Source organism: Pseudomonas sp. R4-15, assembly GCF_055768815.1.
The window spans coordinates 2,944,208-2,968,018 of sequence record NZ_CM147293.1 but is presented as its reverse complement, the minus strand read 5'-3'; the positions used below and the strand labels follow the sequence as shown (position 1 = coordinate 2,968,018).

General features: G+C 64.3%; 19 protein-coding genes. 7 read left to right on the top strand and 12 right to left on the bottom strand.

Annotated features, from left to right (window positions below; translation table 11 throughout):
- Window positions 1-29: 29 nt before the first annotated feature.
- Window positions 30-1,562, top strand: a complete 1,533-nt coding sequence (locus tag ACYRGX_RS14225) for a sigma-54-dependent transcriptional regulator (RefSeq protein ID WP_473053119.1) — start codon at window positions 30-32, stop codon at window positions 1,560-1,562.
- Between the two features lie 19 nt (window positions 1,563-1,581).
- Here the strand turns inward: ACYRGX_RS14225 and ACYRGX_RS14220 are convergent, their stop codons facing one another.
- Window positions 1,582-2,508, bottom strand: coding sequence for an AraC family transcriptional regulator (locus ACYRGX_RS14220; RefSeq protein WP_473053118.1), 927 nt, complete (start codon window positions 2,506-2,508; stop codon window positions 1,582-1,584).
- A 101-nt stretch (window positions 2,509-2,609) separates the two neighbouring features.
- Between ACYRGX_RS14220 and ACYRGX_RS14215 the strand changes: the two genes are divergently transcribed.
- Window positions 2,610-3,494 carry an NmrA family NAD(P)-binding protein gene (locus ACYRGX_RS14215; protein ID WP_473053117.1) on the top strand — a complete coding sequence of 295 codons (885 nt, stop codon included), beginning with the start codon at window positions 2,610-2,612 and terminating at the stop codon, window positions 3,492-3,494.
- 72 nt (window positions 3,495-3,566) lie between these two features.
- Here ACYRGX_RS14215 and kdgD read toward each other — a convergent pair whose 3' ends face one another.
- The 7 genes from kdgD to ACYRGX_RS14180 form a co-directional block, all read right to left on the bottom strand.
- Window positions 3,567-4,478, bottom strand: coding sequence for a 5-dehydro-4-deoxyglucarate dehydratase (gene kdgD, locus ACYRGX_RS14210; RefSeq protein ID WP_473053116.1), 912 nt, complete (start codon window positions 4,476-4,478; stop codon window positions 3,567-3,569).
- Window positions 4,479-4,831: 353 nt separating this feature from the next.
- Entirely contained in the window at window positions 4,832-7,264 is a 2,433-nt protein-coding gene (locus ACYRGX_RS14205; protein ID WP_473053115.1) for a TonB-dependent siderophore receptor, read from the bottom strand.
- A 73-nt stretch (window positions 7,265-7,337) separates the two neighbouring features.
- Window positions 7,338-8,291, bottom strand: a complete 954-nt coding sequence (locus ACYRGX_RS14200) for a FecR domain-containing protein (protein ID WP_473056696.1) — start codon at window positions 8,289-8,291, stop codon at window positions 7,338-7,340.
- On the bottom strand, window positions 8,288-8,800 hold the full coding sequence (locus ACYRGX_RS14195; RefSeq protein WP_473053114.1) for a sigma-70 family RNA polymerase sigma factor: 513 nt from the start codon (window positions 8,798-8,800) through the stop codon (window positions 8,288-8,290). Before ACYRGX_RS14195 ends, ACYRGX_RS14200 begins: the two co-directional genes overlap by 4 nt.
- 119 nt (window positions 8,801-8,919) lie before the next feature.
- Window positions 8,920-10,074, bottom strand: coding sequence for an L-talarate/galactarate dehydratase (locus tag ACYRGX_RS14190; RefSeq protein WP_473053113.1), 1,155 nt, complete (start codon window positions 10,072-10,074; stop codon window positions 8,920-8,922).
- A gap of 95 nt (window positions 10,075-10,169) precedes the next feature.
- Complete coding sequence (locus ACYRGX_RS14185; protein WP_473053112.1) at window positions 10,170-11,186, bottom strand: LacI family DNA-binding transcriptional regulator; 1,017 nt, start codon at window positions 11,184-11,186, stop codon at window positions 10,170-10,172.
- Window positions 11,187-11,188: 2 nt separating this feature from the next.
- A complete protein-coding gene (locus ACYRGX_RS14180; RefSeq protein WP_473053111.1) occupies window positions 11,189-11,326 on the bottom strand; it encodes a hypothetical protein in 138 nt (45 codons plus the stop codon).
- Between the two features lie 145 nt (window positions 11,327-11,471).
- Between ACYRGX_RS14180 and ACYRGX_RS14175 the strand changes: the two genes are divergently transcribed.
- A complete protein-coding gene (locus ACYRGX_RS14175) occupies window positions 11,472-12,293 on the top strand; it encodes an NAD-dependent epimerase/dehydratase family protein (protein ID WP_473053110.1) in 822 nt (273 codons plus the stop codon).
- Between the two features lie 3 nt (window positions 12,294-12,296).
- On the opposite strand, the gene ACYRGX_RS14170 is transcribed toward ACYRGX_RS14175, so the two are convergent.
- The 4 genes from ACYRGX_RS14170 to ACYRGX_RS14155 all read right to left on the bottom strand — a co-directional run bounded on the left by ACYRGX_RS14170 (window position 12,297) and on the right by ACYRGX_RS14155 (window position 16,523).
- Window positions 12,297-13,049: a FadR/GntR family transcriptional regulator gene (locus tag ACYRGX_RS14170; protein ID WP_473053109.1), complete on the bottom strand. Its 753-nt coding sequence runs from the start codon at window positions 13,047-13,049 to the stop codon at window positions 12,297-12,299.
- A 196-nt stretch (window positions 13,050-13,245) separates the two neighbouring features.
- Window positions 13,246-14,169 (bottom strand): NADP-dependent oxidoreductase, encoded by a 924-nt coding sequence (locus ACYRGX_RS14165; protein WP_473053108.1) that lies wholly within the window; start codon window positions 14,167-14,169, stop codon window positions 13,246-13,248.
- Between the two features lie 63 nt (window positions 14,170-14,232).
- A complete protein-coding gene (locus ACYRGX_RS14160) occupies window positions 14,233-15,816 on the bottom strand; it encodes an ATP-binding protein (RefSeq protein WP_473053107.1) in 1,584 nt (527 codons plus the stop codon).
- A complete protein-coding gene (locus ACYRGX_RS14155) occupies window positions 15,813-16,523 on the bottom strand; it encodes a winged helix-turn-helix domain-containing protein (RefSeq protein WP_473053106.1) in 711 nt (236 codons plus the stop codon). The genes ACYRGX_RS14160 and ACYRGX_RS14155 overlap by 4 nt, the downstream gene beginning before the upstream one ends.
- Before the next feature lie 665 nt (window positions 16,524-17,188).
- Here ACYRGX_RS14155 and ACYRGX_RS14150 point away from each other — a divergent pair.
- The 4 genes from ACYRGX_RS14150 (at window position 17,189) to ACYRGX_RS14135 (ending at window position 23,750) form a co-directional block, all read left to right on the top strand.
- Entirely contained in the window at window positions 17,189-20,083 is a 2,895-nt protein-coding gene (locus ACYRGX_RS14150; protein WP_473053105.1) for a ribonucleoside-diphosphate reductase subunit alpha, read from the top strand.
- Window positions 20,084-20,463: 380 nt separating this feature from the next.
- The gene (locus ACYRGX_RS14145; protein ID WP_473053104.1) at window positions 20,464-21,711 is read left to right on the top strand and encodes a ribonucleotide-diphosphate reductase subunit beta; all 1,248 of its coding nucleotides are present in this window, start codon (window positions 20,464-20,466) and stop codon (window positions 21,709-21,711) included.
- Between the two features lie 57 nt (window positions 21,712-21,768).
- Entirely contained in the window at window positions 21,769-23,169 is a 1,401-nt protein-coding gene (gene dgt / locus ACYRGX_RS14140; RefSeq protein WP_473053103.1) for a dGTPase, read from the top strand.
- Between the two features lie 74 nt (window positions 23,170-23,243).
- Window positions 23,244-23,750: a primase 1D-like protein gene (locus tag ACYRGX_RS14135; RefSeq protein ID WP_473053102.1), complete on the top strand. Its 507-nt coding sequence runs from the start codon at window positions 23,244-23,246 to the stop codon at window positions 23,748-23,750.
- Window positions 23,751-23,811: the final 61 nt, after the last annotated feature.

The following is a 23,811-nucleotide window of genomic DNA, read 5'->3' as shown; positions in this document are numbered from 1 at the left end:
GCCCTCGCTCGTCTGCCCCTTCGTCTTTCATGCGCATCCACGTTACCTTCATCGACCGCGTCGGCATCACCCAGGAAGTCCTGGCCCTGCTCGGTGGCCGCAACCTGAACCTGGATGCGGTGGAAATGGTGCCGCCGAACGTCTACATCGATGCGCCGACCCTGCTTCCCGAGGTGCTGGAGGAATTGCGCGGCGCTCTGCATCGCATCGACGGCGTGCAGGCGGTGGATGTGGTCGACATCCTGCCCGGACAGCGCCGCCACCTGCAGCTCGATGCGCTGCTGGCGGCGATGGCCGATCCGGTGCTGGCGGTGGACAACGGCGGCCACGTGCTGCTGGCCAACCCGGCGCTGATCGCCCTCTGTGGCCACGACCCGCTGGGCCGCCCGCTGGCCGAGCTGTTCGGCGACGAGGACCTGCCGCGTGCGCTGCTGGCGGAGGGCTTTCGCCTGCCGCTGCGCGAGGTGACCCTCGATGGCCAGGCACTGCTGCTCGATGCGACGCCGATCAGCGAGCCGCGCGCGGCGAACCGCCTCGCCGGCGCCCTGCTCACCCTCTACGCACCCAGCCGCATCGGCGGTCGCCTGGCATCGCTGCACCACGACCACGTCGCCGAGGGCTTCGATGCGTTGATCGGCGAGTCCCCAGCGCTGCGTACCCTCAAGAGTCGCGCCCAGCGCGTTGCCGCCCTGGATGCGCCGCTGCTGATCCATGGCGAGACCGGCACCGGCAAGGAACTGGTGGCGCGCGCCTGTCACGCCAGCGGCATCCGTCGCAACGCGCCTTTCCTCGCGCTGAATTGTGCGGCACTGCCGGAAAACCTCGCCGAGAGCGAGCTGTTCGGCTATGCCCCGGGCGCCTTCACCGGCGCACGACGGGGCGGCAAGCCCGGCCTGCTGGAACTGGCCGACCGTGGCAGCGTGTTCCTCGACGAGATCGGCGAGATGTCGCCCTACCTGCAGGCCAAGCTGCTGCGCTTCCTCTCCGAAGGCACCTTTCGCCGGGTCGGCGGCGACCGCGAGATCCGCGTGGACGTCCGCATCCTCTCCGCGACCCACCGCGACCTGGCGAAGATGGTTGGCGAAGGCAACTTCCGCGAAGACCTGTTCTACCGCCTCAACGTGCTCGACCTGCAGGTACCGCCGCTGCGCGAGCGCGGCCAGGACATCCTGCTGCTGGCGCGCCACTTCATGGCCCAGGCCTGCGCGCAGATCCAGCGACCCGCCTGCCGGCTGGCGCCGAGTACCTACCCGGCACTGCTGGACAACCGCTGGCCCGGCAACGTGCGCCAGTTGCAGAACGTGATCTTCCGCGCCACCGCCATCAGCGACGGCACGCTGGTCGAGATCGGCGACCTGGACATCGCCGGCAACGAAGTCGCCCGCCGCGAGGACGGCGAAGTGGAAAGCCTGGAGAACGCCGTCGAAGGCTTCGAGAAAGCCCTGCTGGAACGGCTCTACCCCACCTACCCGTCCAGCCGGCAACTGGCCGCACGCCTGAAGACCTCGCACACCGCCATCGCCCACCGCCTGCGAAAGTACGGTATTCCACCGGCGCGCTGAATCACCGTGCGCCGCTGGGTCACCTCGGGAGCGTGCTGGCCGCGTTTCTGTAGCGTTGCGGCGCACAGCCGAGCACCCGCTTGAACGCCACGGAAAACGCACTCATCGAGGTGTATCCCACGGCTTGCGCAACATCGATGAGAGGTTCGTCGGTGCTTTCCAGGCGTCGACACGCCAGTGCCATACGCCAGTCGGTGAGGTATTGCAGCGGCGTCCTCCCCATGACCTCCCGGAAGCGCACCGCAAAGGCCGTGCGCGACATCGCCGCGACAGCCCCCAGCGTCTGCACGGTCCACGGGCTGGCCGGGTCCTCATGCATCGCTTCGAGAGCCCGGCGCAGACGCGGATCAGCCAACGCGGCGAGCAGGCCGCTACGGGATCGGCTGGCGCTGGAAAGGTAAGCGCGCAAGGCTTGCAGCAACATCATATGGGCAAGATTTCGTGTCATCAGGTCGCTGCCTGGCAGACCTTCGCGCATTTCCTGTCGCATGCGCTGCACCGACCACCCCAACGCCTCCGACTCCAGGCCGCCCGCCAGATGCAGGATCGGCGGCAGCCACTCCAGCAGGCGCGCTGCGGAGCGTTCCTGGACCGCAAAGCGGGCACCGGCCAGGGCGAAGCTCAGCTCACCCTCCCCCAATCCGACCACGCCGCCTCCGTGAGCCGGGGGAAAGACCGTCTTGGCATCGATCGGCGATAGCGACAGATCGCTGGCCATCAGGAAGCTGCGTCCGCTCGGCAACACGAAGGCATCGCCCCGTTCCAGCCGAACGGGTGTTTCGACACCATCCACGGCCAGCCAACCAGCCCCATCCAGGATGACGTAGCACTTCACCCAGCCCTGTTGCTGGGTAAACCGTAGCGACCAGTCCCCACGTGCCTCGAATCCCGAAGAGACGCTGGCGAGGGGCTTGAGGTGATCCAGTAGATCAGAGAGCGGGTCCATACGAATTGAACGATCGCGAAAGAAAAATGCACTCTAACGCATTGGTCATCCGGAGTATGTCCCTACCATCGCTCAACACCCTTCGTTGAGAGGATAGGCACATGATCGTCGTTACCGCCCCGACCAGCCGTATTGGCCGTCAGCTACTGCGCCATCTGTTGGCGGCTGGCGCTTCCGTGAGAGTGATGGTCCGCGATGCGCAGAAACTGCCCCTCGAGGTGCGCTCGCGCAGCGAGGTGGTGGTGGGTAGCCACGCCGATGCTGGCGTTCTGGAACGCGCCCTCGACGGTGCACGAAGCCTGTTCTGGCTGGTTCCGCCCGACCCCAGGGCCAGGGACGTATTCGAGGCTTACGTGGATTTCACCCGCCCTTTGCTGCAAAGGCTACCCTGCCAGGGTGTGCAGCGAGTCGTGACCGTCAGTGCCCTGGGTCGGGGAACACCGCAAGCTGGCGATGCCGGTCATGTGACCGGCTCGCTGGCGATGGACGACTTGATCGCGGCCACTGGCGTCTCGCAGCGAAGCCTGACGATGCCCTCGTTCATGGACAACCTGTTGAGGCAACTGCCGGCTTTGCGCGAACGGCGGGCGTTCTATCTGCCGTTGCCCGCCGATCTGGCATTGCCCAGCTGCTCCACCGACGATATCGCCAGGGTCGCGGCACGCTGGTTACTGGACTCGACATGGACGGGTAACCAGGAGGTGCCGGTACTGGGGCCGGAGAATATCTCTGCGGCGCAGATGGCGAAAATCATGAGCGAGGTGCTGGGTTGCGAGATCGTCTACCGGCAGATCACCCTCGACGCCTACAGGGAACACTTCCTCACCCTTGGCTTCAGCCAGGGCATGGCCGAGGGCATGGTCGCCATGATGCGCGCCAAGAGCCAGGGCTTGGACCTGAGCGTTCGCCGTACGCCCGAGCATTCGACACCGACGACCTTCCGACAATGGTGTGAAAATACCCTCGCGCCGCTCTTCTCCAGTTGAGGCCGTACGTTGAAAGAAAAACGGGGAGCGGCTTGCGCCGTTCCCCGTTGGGCAGGACCTGAAACGGCGGAATCAACGAACGCCGCTGCGCTCCATCAACTGAGCGAGCATCGCGTACTCGTCTTCCTTCAGGTCGGTCAGCGGGGCGCGAACCGGGCCTGCGTCGTAGCCGGCGATCTTCGCACCCGCCTTGACGATGGATACCGCGTAACCCTTGCAGCGGTTGCGGATGTCCAGGTACGGCAGGAAGAAGTCGTCGATCAGCTTGCCAACGGTGGCGTGATCCTCCGCGCGGATCGCGCGGTAGAAGTCCATCGCCGTCTGCGGGATGAAGTTGAACACCGCCGAGCTGTACACCGGCACGCCCAGGGCCTTGTAGGCCGCGGCATAGACTTCCGCGGTCGGCAGGCCGCCGAGGTAGGTGAAGCGCTCGCCCAGGCGTCGGCGGACCGACACCATCAGCTCGATGTCGCCCAGGCCGTCCTTGTAGCCGATCAGGTTCGGGCAGCGCTCGGCCAACGGCTCCAGCAGGTCCGGCGTCAGGCGGCAGACGTTGCGGTTGTACACCACTACGCCAATCTTCACCGATTTGCAGACCTGCTCGACGTGGGCAGCCACGCCTTCCTGGCTCGCTTCGGTCAGGTAGTGCGGCAGCAGCAGCAGGCCCTTGGCGCCCAGGCGCTCGGCTTCCTGCGCCATCTGGATGGCGACGCGGGTCGGGCCGCCGACGCCGGCGAGGATCGGTACGCTGCCGGCGCAGGTGTCCACGGCGGTCTTGATGACCGCGGAATATTCGTCCGGCGCCAGGGAGAAGAATTCACCGGTGCCACCGGCGGCGAACAGCGCGGAGGCACCGAACGGTGCCAGCCATTCGAGACGATTCGCGTAACCGGCCGCGTTGAAATCACCGGCCGCGTCGAAATCGGTCAGCGGGAACGACAGCAGGCCGTCGGAGAGGATGGTCTTGAGTTCTTGTGGGGTCATCACGGTGTCCTGTGGGCGAATCGGCCAACGTGGCCAGGCATGAAATACGATATCGTACAACTAAGTCCAAAGCTAGTCCCCAGTCCGTTGGTTATGTGCTCTCCCCCGGCCCCGGTGGGAGAATGAACGCGTGTCCTGCCTGGCAAAATCGCTGCCTCACATGCCCGTAGGATGGTGTTGAGGGCGCAGTCCGATACCCATCGCCCCTCGCCGAGCCGTTCTGCTCCCGCTTAGGTCGCAGCGAGAGACGCGACGCGTCTCGGGAGGCGTTCCCACGCGGGAGCGCGGGAACGATCGGATGCTCCGTAGGATGGCGTTGAGGGCGCAGCCCGATACCCATCGAGCCTCGACGGCTAGAACGCGACGGTCGCCGAGAGCAGCACCGTCCGCGGCGCGGAGAGAGTCAGGCCGGCGGCGCTGTCGTCGGAGGCGCCGGCAGAGATCCAGTCGCGGGAGTCCAGCAGGTTCTCCACGTTGCCGCGCAGGGTGATGGTCTTGTCATCCAGCTTGAAGGCATAGCGCGCGCCGACGTCGTAGCGTTCCCAGCTGTCGATCTGGGCGCTGTTGGCCTGGTCCAGGTACTGGGAGCTGGTGTACATGGCGCGCCCCGTGAGCGTAAGCCCCGGTACGCTGACGACATCGTATTCGGCACCGAAGTTGGCGTTGATCCGCGGCGTGGCCGGTGCGCGGTTGCCATCGTTGGCGCCCTCCTCGTTGGTGCCGGTCAGCTCGCTGTGGATGTACATCACCCCGCCGAGCAGGCGTACGCCGGGCACGGGCTCGCCGAACAGGTTCAACTCCACCCCGCTGTTCTCGCGCTTGCCGCTGGGACCGAAGCGACCCAGCGTCTCTCCGGCGATGGGATCTGCCGTCTCGTAAGCCGGCTGCTTGATGCGGAACACGCTGGCGGTGACGGCCAGGCGGCCGAAGTCGTACTTGGCACCCGCCTCGATCTGACGGCTGATGAATGGTGGGAAGATTTCGTCCTCGTTGAGCGAGGTCGACGGCGCGATGCGTCCCTGGCTGAGCCCTTCCATGTAGTTGGCGTACAGCGACAACTGGTCAGTGGCCTTGAACAGCACGCCCGCCGAGGGCGAGAGCTTTTCCTCGTCGTAGGCGGTCCGCTGCTTCACGCCGTTGGACCAGTCATCCACCTTCACCCGCTGCCAGCGAGCGCCCAGGGTCAGCAATACGCGGTCTTCGAAGAAACCGAGGGTGTCGGAGAGCGCTACGCCGCTGAAACGGTTCTCGGTGTGTACCTTGGCGTCCGCGCGGGTCTGGGTGGTCGGGTCGGGTGTCGGTACCGGGTCGTAGAGGTTGCTCGGCGCGGAGGCGTAGCGTCCGCCGCCGTTGTCGAAGTCGAAGTGGAAATAGTCGGCGGCGAGGTTGACCTCGTGGCTCACCGGACCGGTGAAGAACCACTTGCGCATGCCCATGTTGAAGGTGCCGACCTCCTCGTCGCGGGTGAAGTCCCTGGGCTGGACGCTGAAATCCCCCGCCGCGTTGGTCACCGAGACGTTGTGCCGAAGGAAATCATGGTTGCTCTTGCGCGCGCCGGCGGCCGCATACAGCGTGGTCGTCTCGTCGAGGTCGTATTCGCCACGCAGCGCGGCGAAGGTGTCGTCGGTCTTCGCCCAGCTCCAGGCCTGGGCGTAGTTGTGGGTGACGTCATCGGCATCCGGAATCGGTACGCCCGAGCCAATCAGAACGCGCTCCTGGGGCGCGTCGGTGTTGCGCTCGGTGTGGCCGACGTCCGCCGACAGGCGCACGCGTTCGCCCCGGAAGTCCAAGCCGAGCACCGCCATCTCGCGGTCGACGCTCTGGTGGTCCCACTCGGTATCGCCCGACTGCTTGACGCCGTTGAAGCGCAGTCCGAAGCGGTTGTCCTCGCCGAAGCGACGACCGATGTCCACCGCGCCACCCACCTGGCTGTCCGAGACATAGCTGCCGGTGAACTCGGTGATCGGCGTGTCGGTGGCGCGCTTGGGCACGATGTTGACGCTGCCGCCGATGCTGCCGCGCGGCGAAATGCCGTTCACCAGTTGCGTCGGGCCACGCAGGATGTCCACCCGGTCGGCCATCTCCATGTCGATGGAATAGGTAGGCAACAGGCCGTATAGCCCGCCGTAGGCGACGTCGCTGTTGAACAGGCTGAAACCGCGGATGGTGAATTGCTCGAAGCGCCCGCCCGCCGGGTTGGTGGAGCGGAATGCGGGATCGCTGGCGGTCAGGTCGGTGAGCGTTCGCGCCTGCTGGTTCTTCACCGCCTCGCTGGTGTAGGTGATCATGCTCAGCGGCGACTCCATGAAGTCCTTGGAGCCGAGCAGACCCTGGGAACTGCGCCGGGCGATCTGCCCGCCGGCGTAGCGCTCGCCCTCGTAAGTCTTGCCCGGGTCGCTGACGCCGGTTACCACGCTTGGCTGCATCTGCAACGCCGCGCTCGACGGGGGAGCCGGCTCCAGCGTGTAGGCGCCCTCGCCTACCGCGCGCAATTGCAACCCGCTGCCTTGCAGCAGTCGGGCGAAACCGCCCTCGATGTCGAAGTCACCGGAGAGGCCATCGCTGTGCCGCCCGCTGACCAGCGCGGGGTCCACCGACAGACTCACCCCCGCCTGCCCGGCGAAGCGGGTCAGCGCGGAACCGAGGTCGCCCGCCGGCACGCTGTAGGCGCGCACGGCGGCGTCGGCGAAGGCCAGTGGCGCGCAGCCCAGGAGCAAGGACAGGCACAGGCCAGAGCGGCGAAGGGACGGTTTCTTGCGAAGCCGGTGGAAGGTCGAAGCGGGCATGGAAGGCGATCTCTTTGGGTTATGTCACCTTGCATGACACGCGAGTCGAGAAAAGGGGACAGCCGTGTGCAACTCAGGCGCCGAGAGGTTTTCTCGGCACCAGCGAGACCCAGTAGCGGCTGCGGCTGCGCACCTCCAGCGGCAGGCTGGCGGCGAGCAACTGGAGAATGCGGTCGGTATCGTCAAGGCGGAAGCTGCCGGTGACCCGCAGGGTTTCGAGCGAGGCATCCCAGCGCAGGATGCCGGGGCGATAGCGGTCCAGCTCGCGGAGAAAGTCGCCCAGGCGCTCGTCGTTCGCCACCAGTACGCCCTCGCGCCACCCCGGTTGCGCCACGTCGAACGGCTGCAGCGGCACGCCCGCCTGCGCCGGGAGGCGTAAACGTTTGCCCGGCGGCACCTGCCAGCGCGCGCCATCCTGTGCACGGACGTCCAGGTTGCCGCTGGTTACGGAGAATTCGCAGCGCGTTTCGTACTGGCGCACGCACAGGTCGCCGCCAGCGACCAGCGTCGCCTCGGCGAAGGCCGTACGAATGACGAAGGGCGAAAGTAGGCTGCGACGCAGGGCGATCTCCCCCCGCAGAAGACGCAGTCCGCGGCGATCCGGGTCCAGGTCGACCGCCGTGGCGGTGTTCAGGTCCAGCACGCTGCCGTCCGCCAGGGTCAGCCGGCGGCGCTCTCCGGTGGCGGTGGAAAGGTCGGCGCCCCAGACGTCGAGCGGCAGCTCGCGGGCGCCGAACCAGGCCGCCGGCGCCAGCGCGGCGAACCCCAGCACGCCCTTGAGCAGGCGCCGCCGTTCGCCGTCGGGACGGTCGAGGGTGGCCATCGCCAGTTCCGCCGGCAAACCGACGAAGCGTTGCTTGAGCGCCTGGGCGCGTTGCCAGGCCTGCTCGTGGGCTGCGCTGAGCGAGCGCCAGTGCTGCAATTCGGCGTGCTGCGCCTGGTTGGCACTGCCGGATTCGAGCAACGCCAGCCAGTGCGCGGCGGCGCGCACCAGTTGGCGGGCGTCTTCGGGTGCTTCGCGATTCAGCACAGTTCCGCCAACAGGCAGTGTTCATAGGCCTGCGCCATGTAGCGCTTGACGCTGCGCTCGCTGACGCCGAGGCGCTCGCCGATCTCCCGATAGCTCGCCCCTTCCATCTGGCTCATCAGGAACGCACGGCGCACCGCGCGCGGTAAACCGTCGAGCAACTCGTCGAGGGCCTGCAGGGCTTCGAGCATCAGCCAGCGTTGTTCCGGCGACGGCGCCAGTGCTTCGGGAAGCTGCGCGAGGGCATCGAGATAGGCCTGTTCCAGGCTGCGTCGACGATAGAGGTTAGCCAACAGGCGATTGCCGATGGTGCGCAGGTAGGCGCGTGGCTCATGCAGCTCGTCGAGCCGCTGCGAGCTGGCCATCACCCGAATGAAGGCGTCCTGGCTGAGATCCGCCGCATCCCAGGCGTTGCCCAGCTTGCGTCGCAGCCACTGTTCCAGCCAGCCCTGGTGAACCTTGTAGAAGTCGCCGAACGCGGCGTCACCCGCGGCTACAGCTACGGCCATGTGCAATTGTTCCCGGAAAGATACAAATGAGAATAATTCTATTCTCATGAGCGCGGGGTCCGCCACCCTTTCTTCCCGGGATATCCCGTGCACAGCGCAAACCGCACACGGGAGGCGACTCAATCGCGGCGACCGACCTCGGCGCGCTGTGTGGTCCAGGCGGTGACCTGTTCGCTCAGGCTCAGGCCCAGGCCCGGACGCGTCGGCACCAACATGCGTCCGTCGCGGGTTTCCAGGCGCTCGTTGAACAGCGGCTCCAGCCACTCGAAATGCTCGACCCAGGGCTCGCGCTGGGCGGTGGCCGCCAGGTGCACGTGCAGTTCCATGGCGAAGTGCGGTGCCAGGGACAGCCCGGCATGCTCGGCCAGGGTCTGCACCTTGAGGTACGGGGTGATGCCGCCGACGCGCGGTGCATCGGGCATCAGGAAGTCGGCGGCGCGACGGCTGATGAATTCCCAGTGCTCCGCCGGGCTGGTGAGCATCTCGCCGGTGGCGATCGGCGTATCGAATTGCTGCGCCAGTGCCGCGTGGCCCTCGGCGTCGTAGCAATCCAGCGGCTCCTCGATCCAGATCAGGTCGAATTCTTCCAGGCGGCGGCACATGCGCTGGGCGCTGGGACGGTCCCATTGCTGGTTGGCATCGACCATCAGCGGAAAATCGGCGCCCAGGTGCTTGCGCACGCTGGCGACACGGTGCAGGTCGAGCGCCCAGTCGGGCTGGCCGACCTTGAGCTTGATGCCGCCGATGCCCTTCTCGCGGGAGGCGTCGGTATTCACCAGTAGTTGCTCCAGGGGCGTGTGCAGGAAGCCACCCGAGGTGTTGTAGCAGCGCACCGAATCGCGCTGGGCGCCGAGCAAACGCGCCAAGGACAGCCCGGCACGCTTGGCCTTGAGGTCCCACAGGGCGACGTCAAAGGCGCCGATGGCCTGGGTCGCCAGGCCGCTGCGGCCGACCGAGGCGCCGGCCCAGCAGAGCTTGTCCCAGAGCTTGGCGATGTCGCTGGGGTTCTCATCCAGCAGTGTCGGCGCCACTTCCAGGGCGTGGGCGAACTGGCCGGGGCCGCCGGCGCGCTTGGAATAGCTGAAGCCCACCCCTTCATGTCCGTCGTGGGTCTGGATCTCGGCGATGAGGATGGCGATCTCGGTCATCGGCTTCTGCCGCCCGGTGAGCACCTTGGCATCGCTGATGGGGGTGGCCAGCGGCAAGGCCACCGAGGTCAGGCGCACCCAGGCGATACGGTCGTCGTCGGCACAGAGGTTGGATGGCTCGGACATGCGGGTCTCCTTGGAATTGTCATCGATTCCCCCGTCGACAGGCTCTACCGGTCTCACCGAGGGCCTGACCCATTCTTGGATGATTGCGCAATCATTCAAGCGCTATCGCGCGCTATCAATTCGAATCCGGTATCCAGGCGCAGCGGCGCGAGGGCCGGGTCGTCGATGCGCGCGAGCAACGCCTCGGCGATGCAACGCCCAATCCGCGGGCCATCCACGCGGACCGTGGACAGCGGCGGATGCACGTGGGCGGCGCTGGACAGGTCGCCGAAGCCCATCACCGCCAGCTCGCTGGGCACCGACAGCCCGCGGGCCGCCGCCTCGGCGAGCACGCCCTGGGCCACGGCGTCGGAGCTGCAGGCCACCACCTGCCCCGCCGCGCCCCTGGCCAGCAGACGCGCCAGGCCCTCGCGACCTACCGCGAGGGTCGCGGGTGCCGGCAGTATCTCGCAGGCGACCTGCGTCACGCCGGCCTCGGCCAGGCGCGCGAGCAGCGCATCGCGCCGGCGCAGCCCACGGGGATCGTCGATACCGACCACCGAGATGCGCCGGTAACCGCGTGCCAGGAGGTAATCCGCGATGGCCTGGCCGACCGCCTCGTGGGAAAAACCCACCAGCATGTCCAGCGGCCTGGGGCACAGGTCCCAGGCCTCGACCAGGGGAATGCCGACGCGCGCCAGGCACTCGCGGCTGCCCTGGCTGTGCTCGGTGCCGGTGAGCACGATGCCGTCCGGGCGCCGGCCGAGCATGGCTTCGAGCAGGGCTTCTTCGCGAGCGGGGTCGTAGCCGGTGAGGCCGAGGATGGTCTGGTAGCCGGCTTCGGCGAGGCGATCGGTGAGCGCCTGTACCGTCTCCGAGAAGATCGAGTTGGCAATGGTCGGCAGGAAGATCGCCACCAGCCGGCTGCGCCGCGAGGCCAAGGCCCCCGCCGCCAGATTGGGGACGTAGCCGGTGGCACGCACCGCGTCGAGCACGCGTTTGCGGGTGGTGGCGCTGACCACTTCAGGGCGGCCCAGCGCACGGGACACGGTGATCGGCGAAACCCCTGCCAGTTGCGCAACATCGATCAGCGTGGGACTGCCGCCGCTCGGGTGGCGCGGTTTGTGCGCCATGTTCAGGACGCCCCGGCGCCGCGCAGGCGGTCCGGAGCAAAACCGGCGGGCTCGAGCAGGCCGTTCTGGATACGCGCAGAGCGCTCGTGGGGCAGCAGGGCGGCATGGCGCGCGAACGCACGGGGTGAGGGCCTATCCATGGGAGGGCTCTTCTTGGTTATTTATCGGACATCATACCTCGACACCTGACCGCTCTAAAGCGCCTATTGAGGCGTGAATCTCCGTAGGCGGGAAACGCCCGTGTGCCGATGTGGTCAGACAAATACGCGCTGTACAGGAGCCGCCATGAGCCAGACGACCCCAACCCTTCCCGCCTTCGAACGACTGCTGCTGACCGGTGCCGCCGGTGCGCTCGGCCAGGTCTTGCGCGAGCCACTGCGCCGACAAGCGCGCATCCTGCGTCTCTCGGATGTCCGTGAGCTTTCCCCGGGGCCACAGGACGGCGAGGAATGGATGCGCTGCAATCTGGCCGATGGACAAGGCGTCGATGGTCTGGCCGAGGGCGTCGAGGCGATCCTGCATTTCGGCGCCGTCTCGGTGGAGCGTCCCTTCGACGAAGTGCTCGGGGCGAACATCGTCGGCACCTACAACCTCTACGAAGCGGCCCGCCGCCATGGCGTGCGCCGGGTGGTGTACGCCAGCTCCAACCACGTCACCGGCTTTCATCCCCAGGGCGTGACGCTCGATGCCCGCTCGCCGCGCCGGCCGGACGGTTACTACGGCATTTCCAAGAGCTTCGGTGAAGACCTGGCGAGCCTGTATTGGGATCGCTACGGCATCGAGACGGTTAGCCTGCGCATCGGCTCGGCGTTTCCCGAACCGCGCGACCGCCGCATGCTGCACACCTGGCTCAGCTACGCCGATCTACAGCATCTGGTGGAGCGCGCCCTGCTCGCCCCTGGCGTCGGGCATACGGTGATCTACGGCGTCTCGGCCAACCGCCACCTGTGGTGGGACAACCACCTGGCGGCGCACCTGGGCTTCGCGCCGCAGGACAGTGCGGAGGCGTATCGGGAAAAGCTGGAGGCGCAGCCGCCGGTCGCGGGGGATGATCCCCAGGCGGTCTACCAGGGCGGCGCGTTCACCGCCCAAGGGCCGTTCGAGTAAGCCTCAGGCTTCCAGGGCGCCTTCGCCCTTGCCGGCTTCGGCGCTTTCGTGGGCCTGGCGCAGGCGCTCGCGGCTGTTGGTGAGGTGCAGGCGCATCGCCGCGCGCGCCGCTTCGGCGTCCTGGCGGGCGATGGCAAGGAATATTTCCTCATGCTCGCGGCTCAGGCGCTGCAAGTAATGCTGCTGGTCATCGTGGGCCAGCCGCGCGGAATTCAGCCGGGTACGCGGGATGATGCTGGTACCCAGGTGATTCATGATGTCGGTGAAGTAGGGATTGCCGGTGGCTAGGGCGATCTGCAGATGGAACTGGAAGTCCGAGGACACCGCATCGCTGGCGTGGGCGACGTTGCGGTTCAGTGCGTCCAGCGCCTCGCGCATGCTCTGTAGCTGGGCATCGCTGCGACGTTGCGCAGCCATGCCGGCCGCCTCCACTTCCAGGCTGATGCGCAGTTCCAGCACCGCCAGCACGTCGCGCAGGGTGACGATGGTCGCCGGGTCGATGCGCAGGCCGCTGGGGCTGGGCATGTCCAGCACGAAGGTCCCGATGCCGTGGCGCGTCTCCACCAGCCCAGCCGCCTGCAGCCGCGAGATAGCCTCGCGAACCACGGTGCGGCTGACGCCGTGCTGCTCCATGATGGCCGACTCGGTGGGCAATTTGTCGCCGCGCTTGAGTAGACCGTCGGTGATCTGCCGCGACAGCTCGGCGACCAGCTCCTGGGCCAGGCTACGTTTGCGGCGGGGATTCTGCAGGGCCATGGGATTCTTCTTGATCGAAATCAGTGGGCATCATAACGCAACTAGTCATGCGATGACATTCGACTGCCGGTAGTACGCTCCTGGCGCGGAGGGGGGCTGCCCCCTCTCCCTCGCCCCTCTCCCGCGAGGGGCGAGGGGAGCAAAGCAGGGGTGCGAGCCCGCAGGGGAAGGAGGCCAGGTAGAGCGATATCTTCAGTCAGTCCCCGACCCGCAACACCAGCTTGCCGCGCAGGTGGCCTGCCTGGCTGCGGCGCATGGCTTCGGCGGCCTGCTCCAAGGGCAGACAGTCGGCGATGGGAACGTGCAGGCGCCCCTGCGCCGCCATATCGGCGAGCACCTGCAGGTCCGCGCCATTCGGCCGGACCCAGATGTAGTGACCGCCCGCCTGCTGCACCGCATCGTCGGCGATCGAGGCGTGGCGGCCGCCCTCGCGCAACACAGCACGGGTGACGTCGAGCACGCCACCGACGAAATCCGCGACGACGCTGACACCTTCCGGCACCCGCTCGCGAACCCGTTCGGCGAGGCCTTCGCCATAGGCCACCGGCTCGATGCCCAGCTCGCGCAGGAACGCGTGGTTCTTCTCCGAGGCGGTGCCGATCACCCGTGCGCCCAGTTCCCGCGCAATCTGCGCACCCAGCACACCGACGCCACCCGCGGCGTTATGGATCAGCACGCTGTCGCCACGGGTGGTGCCCAGGCGCTGCAGTACCTGATAGGCCGTGAGCCCGGCCAGCGGCAACCCGCCGGCCTGGTCCCACTCCAAATCGGTCGGTTTGTGCGCCAGCGAGCGCGCCGGCAGGCTGACGTATTCCGCGTAGCTGCCGTCCTGCACGTAGTCCTTGCGCGCGTAGGCCAGCACCTCGTCGCCCGCGGCGAACTCGGGCGTATCGAAGCCCACGGCCTCGACGACGCCGGCAACGTCCCAGCCGGGGACTACCGGAAAGAAGGTCGGCATCACGGCATCCAGCTTGCCGGCCATCAGTTTCCAGTCCACCGGATTGACGGAGGTGCGGCGGATGCGTACCAGCACCTCGCCAGGACCGACCTTGGGCATGGGCCGCTCGGCGAGCTGCAGGACATCCGGCTCGCCGTAACGCTCGTAGATCATCGCTTTCATGAAAAGGCCTCCTGTTCGCTTGCAGAAGAGCTTGGACAGGCCTCGACGCCGACGATTCCGTGCTCAGCCGTATGCCGGCCAGTTCAGCTCGAAACGTGCGCCGCCCAACGCCTGGCTACGCCCCACCAGCGCCCGCCCCGAATGCCAATGGGCAATGCGCCGGACGATGGACAGCCCCAGGCCATGGCCGCCGGAGGCGCGCGTGCGGCTATCGTCCAGGCGCAGGAAGGGCATGAACACCCGATCCCAGGCCTCTTCGGGAATTCCCGGACCATCGTCCTCGACGATCAACCGGCACTGGCCGCCTTCCTGCTCCTGGGTGATGCGAACCTCACCCTGGGCGTGGCGCAGGGCGTTGCTCAGCAGGTTCAGCAGCGCCCTTTGCAGGTAGCGCGGCGCGGCGCGCACCTGTATGTCCGCCGGCTCGGACAGTGAGCTGACGTGGATCTGCGGCCGCAGGGGCGCGAGTTCATCGATGACATGCGCGACCAGTTCGCCGAGCGCCACGGTCTCGAACTCCAGCGGCGGCGAGCCTTTTTCCAGGCGCGCATAGACCAGCATCTCTTCCACCAGGTGGTCGAGGTCCTGGATGTCGTTGTCCATCCCCTCGCGGTAGCGCGCACGCGCGTCGTCGTCTCCGGCGCTGGCGAGCATCTCCAGGCCGAAGCGCAGGCGCGCCACCGGCGTGCGCAGTTCATGGGATACCGCGCGCACCATCTCGCGCTGGGTATCCAGCAGGCGCTGCAGGCGCTCGGCCATGTCGTTGAAGGTCAGCGACAGGCGCCCTATCGAGTCCGCTCCGGAGTCCGGCACGCGCGCCTCCAGGCTGCCCCGGGCGATGCGCAGGGCGGCATCCTCCAGCCGCCCCAGGCGACGTTCCAGGCGGTGCACCAGCAGATACACGGCCAGCCCCACCAGACTCAACGCGAGCAGCGCGATGGCCAGCAGCAACTGTGGCGGGTAACGGTCGAACTGCCGCACCGGGCCCAGTTCCAGCACCCAGGGCGAGTCGCTGATGCTCGCGTAGACGCGTACGGCGTCGCCGCCGGCGTCCAGCGCCATGACCGTGTCGCCCTCCTCCAACCGGCGGCGCTGATCGGCGTCCAGTTGCGCTGCGGCAGGGCGCAGCAGGCGTAGCGGATAGCCGAACTGCTTGTCCAGGCGCAACCGTTCGAGCAGTTCCGGTTGGAGCGCGTCCGGCTGCCGCTGAAGTTCGTCGATCAACAGATAGAGGGTGGCGCGCGCCAGTTGCTCGCTCACCTGCACCACCTCGCCTTGCAGCAGCAAGCCCTCGTCGCTCGGCAGGCTGGCCAGCACGCGAACGCCGTTTTCCTGCGGCTCGACCTGTACCCGTGCCGCTGCCAGGCTCTCCCGGGTGCTGTCGTCGAGCCCCGCCGAAGCGGCGCTCACCAGGCTCAGCGGAACGCCCATCAAGCGTGCCCAGGTCGCCAGGGCACGCCGCCGCTCAATGGGCGTCATCGGCGCCAGGCCATCGGCCATCAGGCGAAAGGTGCCGCGGGCCAGGTCCTCCCTATAACGGTCGGCGCGCCAGTCGTCGAGCAGGTACAGGCCACCGACGGCGAGCAGCACGACGAGCACGATGGCTGCCAGCACGCCACCATAGATGCGCAGGAAGATGGCGTTCATGACTCCGCCGCGGCGGCTTCGCCGACGAACAGGTAGCCCTTGCCGCGCAACGTCTTGATCAGGCGCGGGTGCTCGGGGTCGTCGCCGATGCGCGGGCGGATGCGCGAAATGCGTACGTCGATGGAGCGATCCTGGCCGTCGTAGTCGATGCCACGCAGGGCCTGGGAGATTTCCTCGCGACTGAGGACCCGGCCGCTGTTGCTGGCGAGCAGCCAGAGCAGGTCGAACTCGGCAGCGGTCAGCTCGATGGCCTGCGCGCCCAACCAGGCCTCGCGCAGCACGCGATCCACCCGCAATTCGCCGAAACGCAATTGCCGGGGTGGTTCGACGAGGCCCTCGCGCCGGCGCAACAAGGCGCGGATACGGGCGAGCAGCACCTGCGGGCGTACCGGTTTGCACACGTAGTCGTCGGCGCCCTGCTCCAGCCCGCGGACTTCGTCGACGTCATCGGTACGGGCAGTGAGCATGAGCACTGCGCCGTCGAAAGCGGGACGCAGGCGAGCGCAAATGGAAAGGCCGTCCTCGCCGGGCAGCATCAGGTCGAGCACGACCAGGTCGGGACGCTCCTCGAGGATGCGCGCCACGGCGCGGCCGCCGTCCTCTTCGATGGCCACCTGCAGCCCCTGTCCGCGGAGGAAATCGGCGGTCAGCCCGGCGAGCCGGGTGTCGTCCTCCACGATCAGGATGCGTCCTTCAATGGTCGTCATCGCCACCTCCCGGCGCGGCGCAAAATGGCAATCTGCCAGAGAAGCACGGGGCATGCCAGATCGCTCAATTCGCGCCACTACATATTGTGTCTTTGTCGCGCGGCAGAATGCCTCCTGTAGGCGCAAAAAAATAGCCCAGGTGCGCGACGAGCGGCCAACACCACGGCGCACGCCGTGTAGCGTCGTTTACCCACGTCCAAACCACACTTCACGCACAGCTTATCCACAGGTCGAAGGAGTTGCCCTTCGCGCGAGGACGCACTATCTTGTATCGCCATCAGCGGTAGCCCCTATATGTTGGGTCTGTTAGTGATCGGAGACACTAGCTGTTTTTCGCATCCACAGCCCTTCGCGTGCTTGCAATGGCGGTGAAAACACGTTAGGAGAGCGGCCCCCGAGGCGCTTCAGCCCGCAAAGACGGGCACCTGGTCCGTCCCCCTGCGCGGGCTGCGTGGGGAACGTGAACCAGACACTAGGGATTGTGGTCCATGGGCTCTTGCCTTGGACCGGACTTTCGAGCCAGGAGGCACTTGAGTCTGCCTCTTAAGCTCATGCGATTCATGTAGGACGGCTCCCTATCCGGGGGTCGCGGCGTTGTTCCGTCGGCCGGGATGTACAGCGGTCCGGTCAGACCCAAAAGAACCAGAAATGTGGAGAACCCCCAGATGCAGATCGACACCACTCGCGAGACCTCGCCGTCCGCGGCGCCCCAGGCCGCGGAAGGTAGCCAGGAGCTGAGCGCCACCGCACCGGGCCAGATCCGTGTGATCAAGCGCAACGGCACCGTCGTCGCCTACACCGACGACAAGATCACCGTGGCCATCACCAAGGCGTTCCTCGCAGTGGAAGGCGGCACCGCCGCCGCTTCGTCGCGCATTCACGACACCGTGCGCCGCTTGACCGAACAGGTCACCACCACCTTCAAGCGCCGTATGCCCTCGGGCGGCACCATCCACATCGAAGAGATCCAGGACCAGGTCGAACTGGCGCTGATGCGCGCCGGCGAGCACAAGGTCGCCCGCGACTACGTGATCTACCGCGAAGCCCAGGCCGTGAAGCGCAAGAGCGCCACCGTCAGCGGCGACGAGATCGCCCAGCCGCACCCGAGCATTCGCGTCACCCAGGCCAACGGCGAAATGCGCCCGCTGGACATGGGCCGCCTGCAGACCATCATCCGCGAGGCCTGCGAAGGCCTGGCCGAAGTGGACGGCTCGCTGATCGAGCGCGAGACCCTGAAGAACCTCTACGACGGCGTGGCCGAGAAGGACGTCAACACCGCTCTGGTGATGACCGCGCGCACCCTGGTCGAGCGCGAGCCGAACTACTCCTACGTCACCGCCCGCCTGCTGATGGACACCCTGCGCGCCGAAGCGCTGGGCTTCCTCGGCGTGGCCGAAGCCGCCACTCACCACGAGATGGCCGAGCTGTACGCCAAGGCCCTGCCCGCCTACATCGAGAAAGGCGCCGAGTTCGAGCTGGTCGATGCCCGCCTGAAGGGATATGACCTGGAGAAACTAGGCCGCGCGTTGAACCACGAGCGTGACCAGCAGTTCACCTACCTGGGCCTGCAGACTCTCTACGACCGTTACTTCATCCACAAGGACGGCGTGCGCTTCGAGCTGCCCCAGGTGTTCTTCATGCGCGTGGCCATGGGCCTGGCCATCGAAGAGCCGCAGAAAGACGAACGCGCCATCGAGTTCTACAACCTGCTGTCGTCGTTCGACTACATGGCGTCCACCCCGACCCTGTTCAACGCCGGCACCCTGCGTCCGCAGCTGTCCTCCTGCTACCTGACCACCGTGCCGGACGACCTGTCGGGCATCTACAACGCGATCCACGACAACGCCATGCTGTCGAAATTCGCCGGTGGCCTGGGCAACGACTGGACCCCGGTGCGCGCGCTGGGCTCCTACATCAAGGGCACCAACGGCAAATCCCAGGGCGTCGTACCCTTCCTCAAAGTGGTCAACGACACCGCCGTCGCGGTCAACCAGGGCGGCAAGCGCAAGGGCGCGGTCTGCGCCTACCTGGAAACCTGGCACCTGGATATCGAGGAATTCCTCGAGCTGCGCAAGAACACCGGTGACGATCGTCGTCGTACCCACGACATGAACACCGCCAACTGGATTCCCGACCTGTTCATGAAGCGCGTCTTCGAGGACGGCAAGTGGACCCTGTTCTCGCCCGCCGATACCCCGGACCTGCACGACCTGACCGGCAAGGCCTTCGAAGAGCGCTACGAGTACTACGAAGCCCTGATCGAGTACGGCAAGATCAAGCTGTACAAGACCATCCAGGCCAAGGACCTGTGGCGCAAGATGCTCTCGATGCTGTTCGAGACCGGCCACCCGTGGCTGACCTTCAAGGACCCGTGCAACCTGCGCAGCCCGCAGCAGCACGTCGGCGTGGTGCACAGCTCCAACCTCTGCACCGAGATCACCTTGAACACCAACAAGGACGAGATCGCGGTCTGCAACCTGGGTTCGGTCAACCTGGTCAATCACATCACCGATGGCCAGCTCGACCTCGCCAAGCTCGAGAAAACCGTACGCACCGCCGTGCGCATGCTCGACAACGTCATCGACATCAACTACTACAGCGTCGATCAGGCCCGTAACTCGAACCTCAAGCACCGTCCGGTCGGCCTCGGCCTGATGGGCTTCCAGGACGCGCTGTACAAGCAGCACATCGCCTACGGTTCGGACGCCGCCGTGACCTTCGCCGACCGGTCGATGGAAGCGATCAGCTACTTCGCCATCCAGGCCTCCTGTGACCTGGCCGACGAGCGCGGCACCTACTCCAGCTTCGACGGTTCGCTGTGGAGCCAGGGTGTGCTGCCGCTGGACTCGCTAAACATCCTCACCGAGCAGCGTGGCGAGAAGTACATCGACGTCGACCGTAGCGAGTCCCTGGACTGGGCCCCGGTGCGTGAGCGCGTGCAGAAAGGCATTCGCAACTCGAACATCATGGCCATCGCGCCGACCGCGACCATCTCCAACATCGTTGGCGTATCGCAGTCCATCGAGCCGACCTACCAGAACCTCTACGTGAAGTCGAACCTCTCCGGCGAGTTCACCGTGATCAACCCCTACCTGGTGCGCGACCTCAAGAGCCGCGGCCTGTGGGACCCGGTCATGGTCAACGACCTGAAGTACTACGACGGCTCCGTACAGCAGATCGAGCGCATCCCGCAGGATCTCAAAGACCTGTACGCCACCGCCTTCGAAGTGGAGACCAAGTGGATCGTCGATGCCGCCAGCCGCCGCCAGAAATGGCTCGACCAGGCGCAGTCGCTGAACCTGTACATCGCCGGCGCCTCGGGCAAGAAGCTCGACGTCACCTACCGCATGGCCTGGTTCCGCGGTCTGAAGACCACCTACTACCTCCGTGCCCTGGCCGCGACCAGCACCGAGAAGTCGACCATCAACACCGGCAAGCTCAATGCCGTGTCGGCCGGCGGTAGCGAAACGCTGCAGGCGGCGCCGGCGGCAGCACCGGCCCCGGCCGCCGTGCCGAAGGCCTGTTCCATCGACGATCCCGACTGCGAAGCTTGCCAGTAAGTCGTCCGCGGCTCCCAGAGCGGGCCATCGCGTCGTTGCGCGGTGGTCCGGCCCCCATCACGTACTTCAGTATGCTCAGGGGCTTCGAACCACCACGCGCCTAGCGCTGACCCACTCTGGAAACCGCCCGCTGTAAATGGGCTCGAAAGAGCCCTTTCGTAGGGCGGAAAGTCGCACAGCGATTTTCCACCACAGCGTCAACTGCAAGACCCGCGAGGGGGCGCCGCCCTTCTCGCCCGTATTCGAAACGGCCGGCCGTGTGCCGGTCGAGCGGAGCGCGCCGTTCGCGTGCCCGCCAGGCTTTTCAGCTTTCTGCGTGCAACGCACTGCAAACCCATTCACGACCGGCCCTTGAGCCGGCCCCGATCAGGAGCAACCACATGCTGAACTGGGACGAATTCGACAAACCCGAAGAAGGCACCGCCAAGCCCGCCGCACCGCAGGCCGCTGCCACCGACATGCCGCTGGAGCGCCTGGATAGCGTCGGTGACGCCGCCGCCAGCGACGCCCGCGCCGTTGCCGCCGAAGACTCCGAAGCCGTCGCCCGCGCCAAGGCCGCACTCAACGACCTCGACATCCAGGAAGGCCTGGACGAACTCGAAGGCGAAAGCGCCCGCGTGCAGGTCGGCGACAAGCAGATGATCAACGCCCGTGCCGACCTCAACCAGCTCGTACCCTTCAAGTACGACTGGGCCTGGCAGAAGTACCTGGACGGCTGCGCCAACCACTGGATGCCGCAGGAAGTGAACATGAACGCGGACATCGCCCTGTGGAAGTCCGCCGATGGCCTCTCCGAAGACGAGCGCCGCATCGTCAAGCGCAACCTCGGCTTCTTCTCCACCGCCGACTCGCTGGTGGCGAACAACCTGGTGCTGGCCACCTACCGCCTGATCACCAACCCCGAATGCCGCCAGTACATCCTGCGCCAGGCCTTCGAAGAGGCGATCCACACCCACGCCTACCAGTACTGCATCGAATCCCTGGGCATGGATGAAGGCGAGATCTTCAACATGTACCACGAGATTCCCAGCGTCGCGAAGAAAGCCTCCTGGGGTCTCAAGTACACCCGCTCGATCTCCGACCCGACCTTCCAGACCGGCACCGTCGAGACCGACAAGCAGTTCCTGCGCAACCTGATCGCCTACTACTGCGTTCTGGAAGGCATCTTCTTCTACTGCGGCTTCACCCAGATCCTCTCCATGGGCCGCCGCAACAAGATGACCGGCACCGCCGAGCAGTTCCAGTACATCCTGCGCGACGAATCCATGCACCTGAACTTCGGCATCGACATGATCAACCAGATCAAGATCGAAAACCCGCACCTGTGGGACACCGAAATGAAGGACGAAGCCACCCAGATGATCCTCCAGGGCACCCAACTGGAAATCGAATACGCGCGTGACACCATGCCGCGCGGCGTACTGGGCATGAACGCGGCCATGATGGAGGACTACCTCAAATTCATCGCCAACCGCCGCCTGACCCAGATCGGCCTGAAAGAGGAATACCCGGGCACCACCAACCCGTTCCCCTGGATGAGCGAGATCATGGACCTGAAGAAGGAGAAGAACTTCTTCGAGACGCGGGTTATTGAGTATCAGACGGGTGGGGCTTTGAGCTGGGATTGATAACCATGTAAAAGAAGCCCCGCAAAATGCGGGGCTTCTTTCATTAAGGAGATACTCATGGAATACGATAAAATCCTTTCAGACACACGTCTTCGCAAAAGCACCTCAGGAAGAGAAAAAAATATAGCTATAGAAACAGAAAGCGATAAGGCACGTATAATTTTCTCTGCCCCTTTTCGCCGACTTCAAAAGAAGGCACAAGTATTTCCACTTGAACAAAACGCCGCTGTACGCAGCCGACTGACCCACTCCTTAGAAGTTGCAACGATCGCACGCCAAATCGCCCAACGAATTGCCCTCACACATAAAAAACTCAGCACAGAACAAAAAGAAGCCTTCATAAATATCGTGGAATCTGCTTGCCTATTACACGACATAGGGAACCCTCCTTTCGGTCACTTTGGGGAAGCAGCGATATCAAATTGGTTTAAATCTAAAGGCAATGGAGACTTCAAGTCGCAAAAAGAAAAACAACCTGAGCACTATAAGGACCTAGAGAATTTCGAAGGCAATGCCCAAGGTTTACGAATAATAACAAAACTGCAAAGCGAAGATGAGTACGGATTAAACCTCACGTGCTCTACTATATCAGCATATTTAAAATACACATACCCAGAACATGGCCGACACGCTGAACTAGAAAAAGATAACCCGTTCGCCAAGAAAAATGGATTCTTCCTAAGCGAAGAAGAACAAATACGCTCCGTTTGGAAAAACTTAGATCTTACTCCTCACAGCAGGCACCCGTTAACTTTCGTCATGGAAGCCGCCGATGATATCGCATACTGCCTAAGCGACATAGAGGATGGGATTGAGAAAAAAATAATAACATTTGAAATGCTTTCCGGCGCAATAGAATCCTCAGCAAAAAACAGCAAGCACGAGCAGCTGTGGGATGAAATAAAAGAGCATGTAAAGAGAGAGAACTTACCCACAAGCAAATTCGTCGCAATGCGTACAAAGCTTATAAATATTTCAGCTAAAAACACAGCAGACTATTATATTCAAAAAGAGAGCGACATACTAAAAGGAGAGTTCACAGACTCCCTAATGGACAAGGAAAGCGCGCATTATTCAATACTCCAAGTTATAAGGGACTTTGTTTCAACGAACGTCTACTCTGCACACGAAGCAGAAATTCTAGAACTTGCAGGAAACAGCGCAATAAGCGGGATACTAGAAAGGCTAAAGCCAATACTAGATATCCCTGAAGGGCATTTCAAAGCGCTTCTGAAAGAAGACACAAAAAAAACAAAATCTCTAGGTTTGCATACAGAGAAACGTCTACTCAACCTAATCCCCAACCAATGCAAAAAATGCTACAAAACCGAAAGCCAATCAAACCCAGAACTCGAGTGGATCTATAGGGCACACCTTGTGGTTGATTACATATCCGGGATGACCGATGACTTCGCTCTCGACATATACCAGAAGCTATCAGGGATAAAAACTCTATGATACACCCCGGATCGCACCCTTTAGATGCATTGATGCCTTTTATATTATCTAGGGCTCCATTTTCATGCCTTGAAATGAGCATTTACGAGCATTCCCCGCAAAGTATAATAGATAAAAGGAGCATTTTTGAGGTTGAGGCGTATCTGGTTAGCCCTGACTTTCTACTAAAGAAAAAGTCTGAGCTTGGACCACAAGAAGAGCTAGCCCTCCACTCAAGGCTAAGTGCAGGAAAAAAACTCTTCCACCTCCCCATGATTGACTTCTGCTGCTCCCGAGAAACACTTTCCTCACAAAAAAAACTTGTACAAAGCATTCTGCCCAAAAAGATATCCGATGAACTACTTATATATAATTCCGGAAACTCTCTTCACGGATACAGCTTGGCACTACTAAGCAGCAGGGAGTGGAACGACTACCTGGGCAGACTGCTACTAATTAACCTCCCAGACGCCCCCCCTATTGTAGACGCCAGATGGATAGGGCATAGACTTCGAGCCGGATATGCAAGCCTGCGATGGAGCAACAACACAGCAGAGCACAAAAAGCCCCCAGAGTTTGTTGCAACACTTGATACGATTTAAAGCAAGTGATCCAGCAAGTAGCCCGGATATCACGGTGGAAAATCGCTGCGCGAGTTTTCCA

What these genes read in the sequence shown, in the direction of transcription:
- kdgD (WP_473053116.1), bottom strand. Translation starts at nt 4,478, where the DNA reads ATGACCCCACAAGAACTCAAGACCATCCTCTCCGACGGCCTGCTGTCG.
- ACYRGX_RS14180 (WP_473053111.1), bottom strand. Translation starts at nt 11,326, where the DNA reads ATGGATAGGCCCTCACCCCGTGCGTTCGCGCGCCATGCCGCCCTGCTG.
- ACYRGX_RS14195 (WP_473053114.1), bottom strand. Translation starts at nt 8,800, where the DNA reads ATGGCCGTAGCTGTAGCCGCGGGTGACGCCGCGTTCGGCGACTTCTAC.
- ACYRGX_RS14170 (WP_473053109.1), bottom strand. Translation starts at nt 13,049, where the DNA reads ATGGCCCTGCAGAATCCCCGCCGCAAACGTAGCCTGGCCCAGGAGCTG.
- ACYRGX_RS14145 (WP_473053104.1), top strand. Translation starts at nt 20,464, where the DNA reads ATGCTGAACTGGGACGAATTCGACAAACCCGAAGAAGGCACCGCCAAG.
- ACYRGX_RS14190 (WP_473053113.1), bottom strand. Translation starts at nt 10,074, where the DNA reads ATGTCCGAGCCATCCAACCTCTGTGCCGACGACGACCGTATCGCCTGG.
- ACYRGX_RS14165 (WP_473053108.1), bottom strand. Translation starts at nt 14,169, where the DNA reads ATGAAAGCGATGATCTACGAGCGTTACGGCGAGCCGGATGTCCTGCAG.
- ACYRGX_RS14160 (WP_473053107.1), bottom strand. Translation starts at nt 15,816, where the DNA reads ATGAACGCCATCTTCCTGCGCATCTATGGTGGCGTGCTGGCAGCCATC.
- ACYRGX_RS14205 (WP_473053115.1), bottom strand. Translation starts at nt 7,264, where the DNA reads ATGCCCGCTTCGACCTTCCACCGGCTTCGCAAGAAACCGTCCCTTCGC.
- ACYRGX_RS14220 (WP_473053118.1), bottom strand. Translation starts at nt 2,508, where the DNA reads ATGGACCCGCTCTCTGATCTACTGGATCACCTCAAGCCCCTCGCCAGC.
- ACYRGX_RS14185 (WP_473053112.1), bottom strand. Translation starts at nt 11,186, where the DNA reads ATGGCGCACAAACCGCGCCACCCGAGCGGCGGCAGTCCCACGCTGATC.
- ACYRGX_RS14135 (WP_473053102.1), top strand. Translation starts at nt 23,244, where the DNA reads ATGAGCATTTACGAGCATTCCCCGCAAAGTATAATAGATAAAAGGAGC.
- ACYRGX_RS14175 (WP_473053110.1), top strand. Translation starts at nt 11,472, where the DNA reads ATGAGCCAGACGACCCCAACCCTTCCCGCCTTCGAACGACTGCTGCTG.
- ACYRGX_RS14155 (WP_473053106.1), bottom strand. Translation starts at nt 16,523, where the DNA reads ATGACGACCATTGAAGGACGCATCCTGATCGTGGAGGACGACACCCGG.
- dgt (WP_473053103.1), top strand. Translation starts at nt 21,769, where the DNA reads ATGGAATACGATAAAATCCTTTCAGACACACGTCTTCGCAAAAGCACC.
- ACYRGX_RS14225 (WP_473053119.1), top strand. Translation starts at nt 30, where the DNA reads ATGCGCATCCACGTTACCTTCATCGACCGCGTCGGCATCACCCAGGAA.
- ACYRGX_RS14150 (WP_473053105.1), top strand. Translation starts at nt 17,189, where the DNA reads ATGCAGATCGACACCACTCGCGAGACCTCGCCGTCCGCGGCGCCCCAG.
- ACYRGX_RS14215 (WP_473053117.1), top strand. Translation starts at nt 2,610, where the DNA reads ATGATCGTCGTTACCGCCCCGACCAGCCGTATTGGCCGTCAGCTACTG.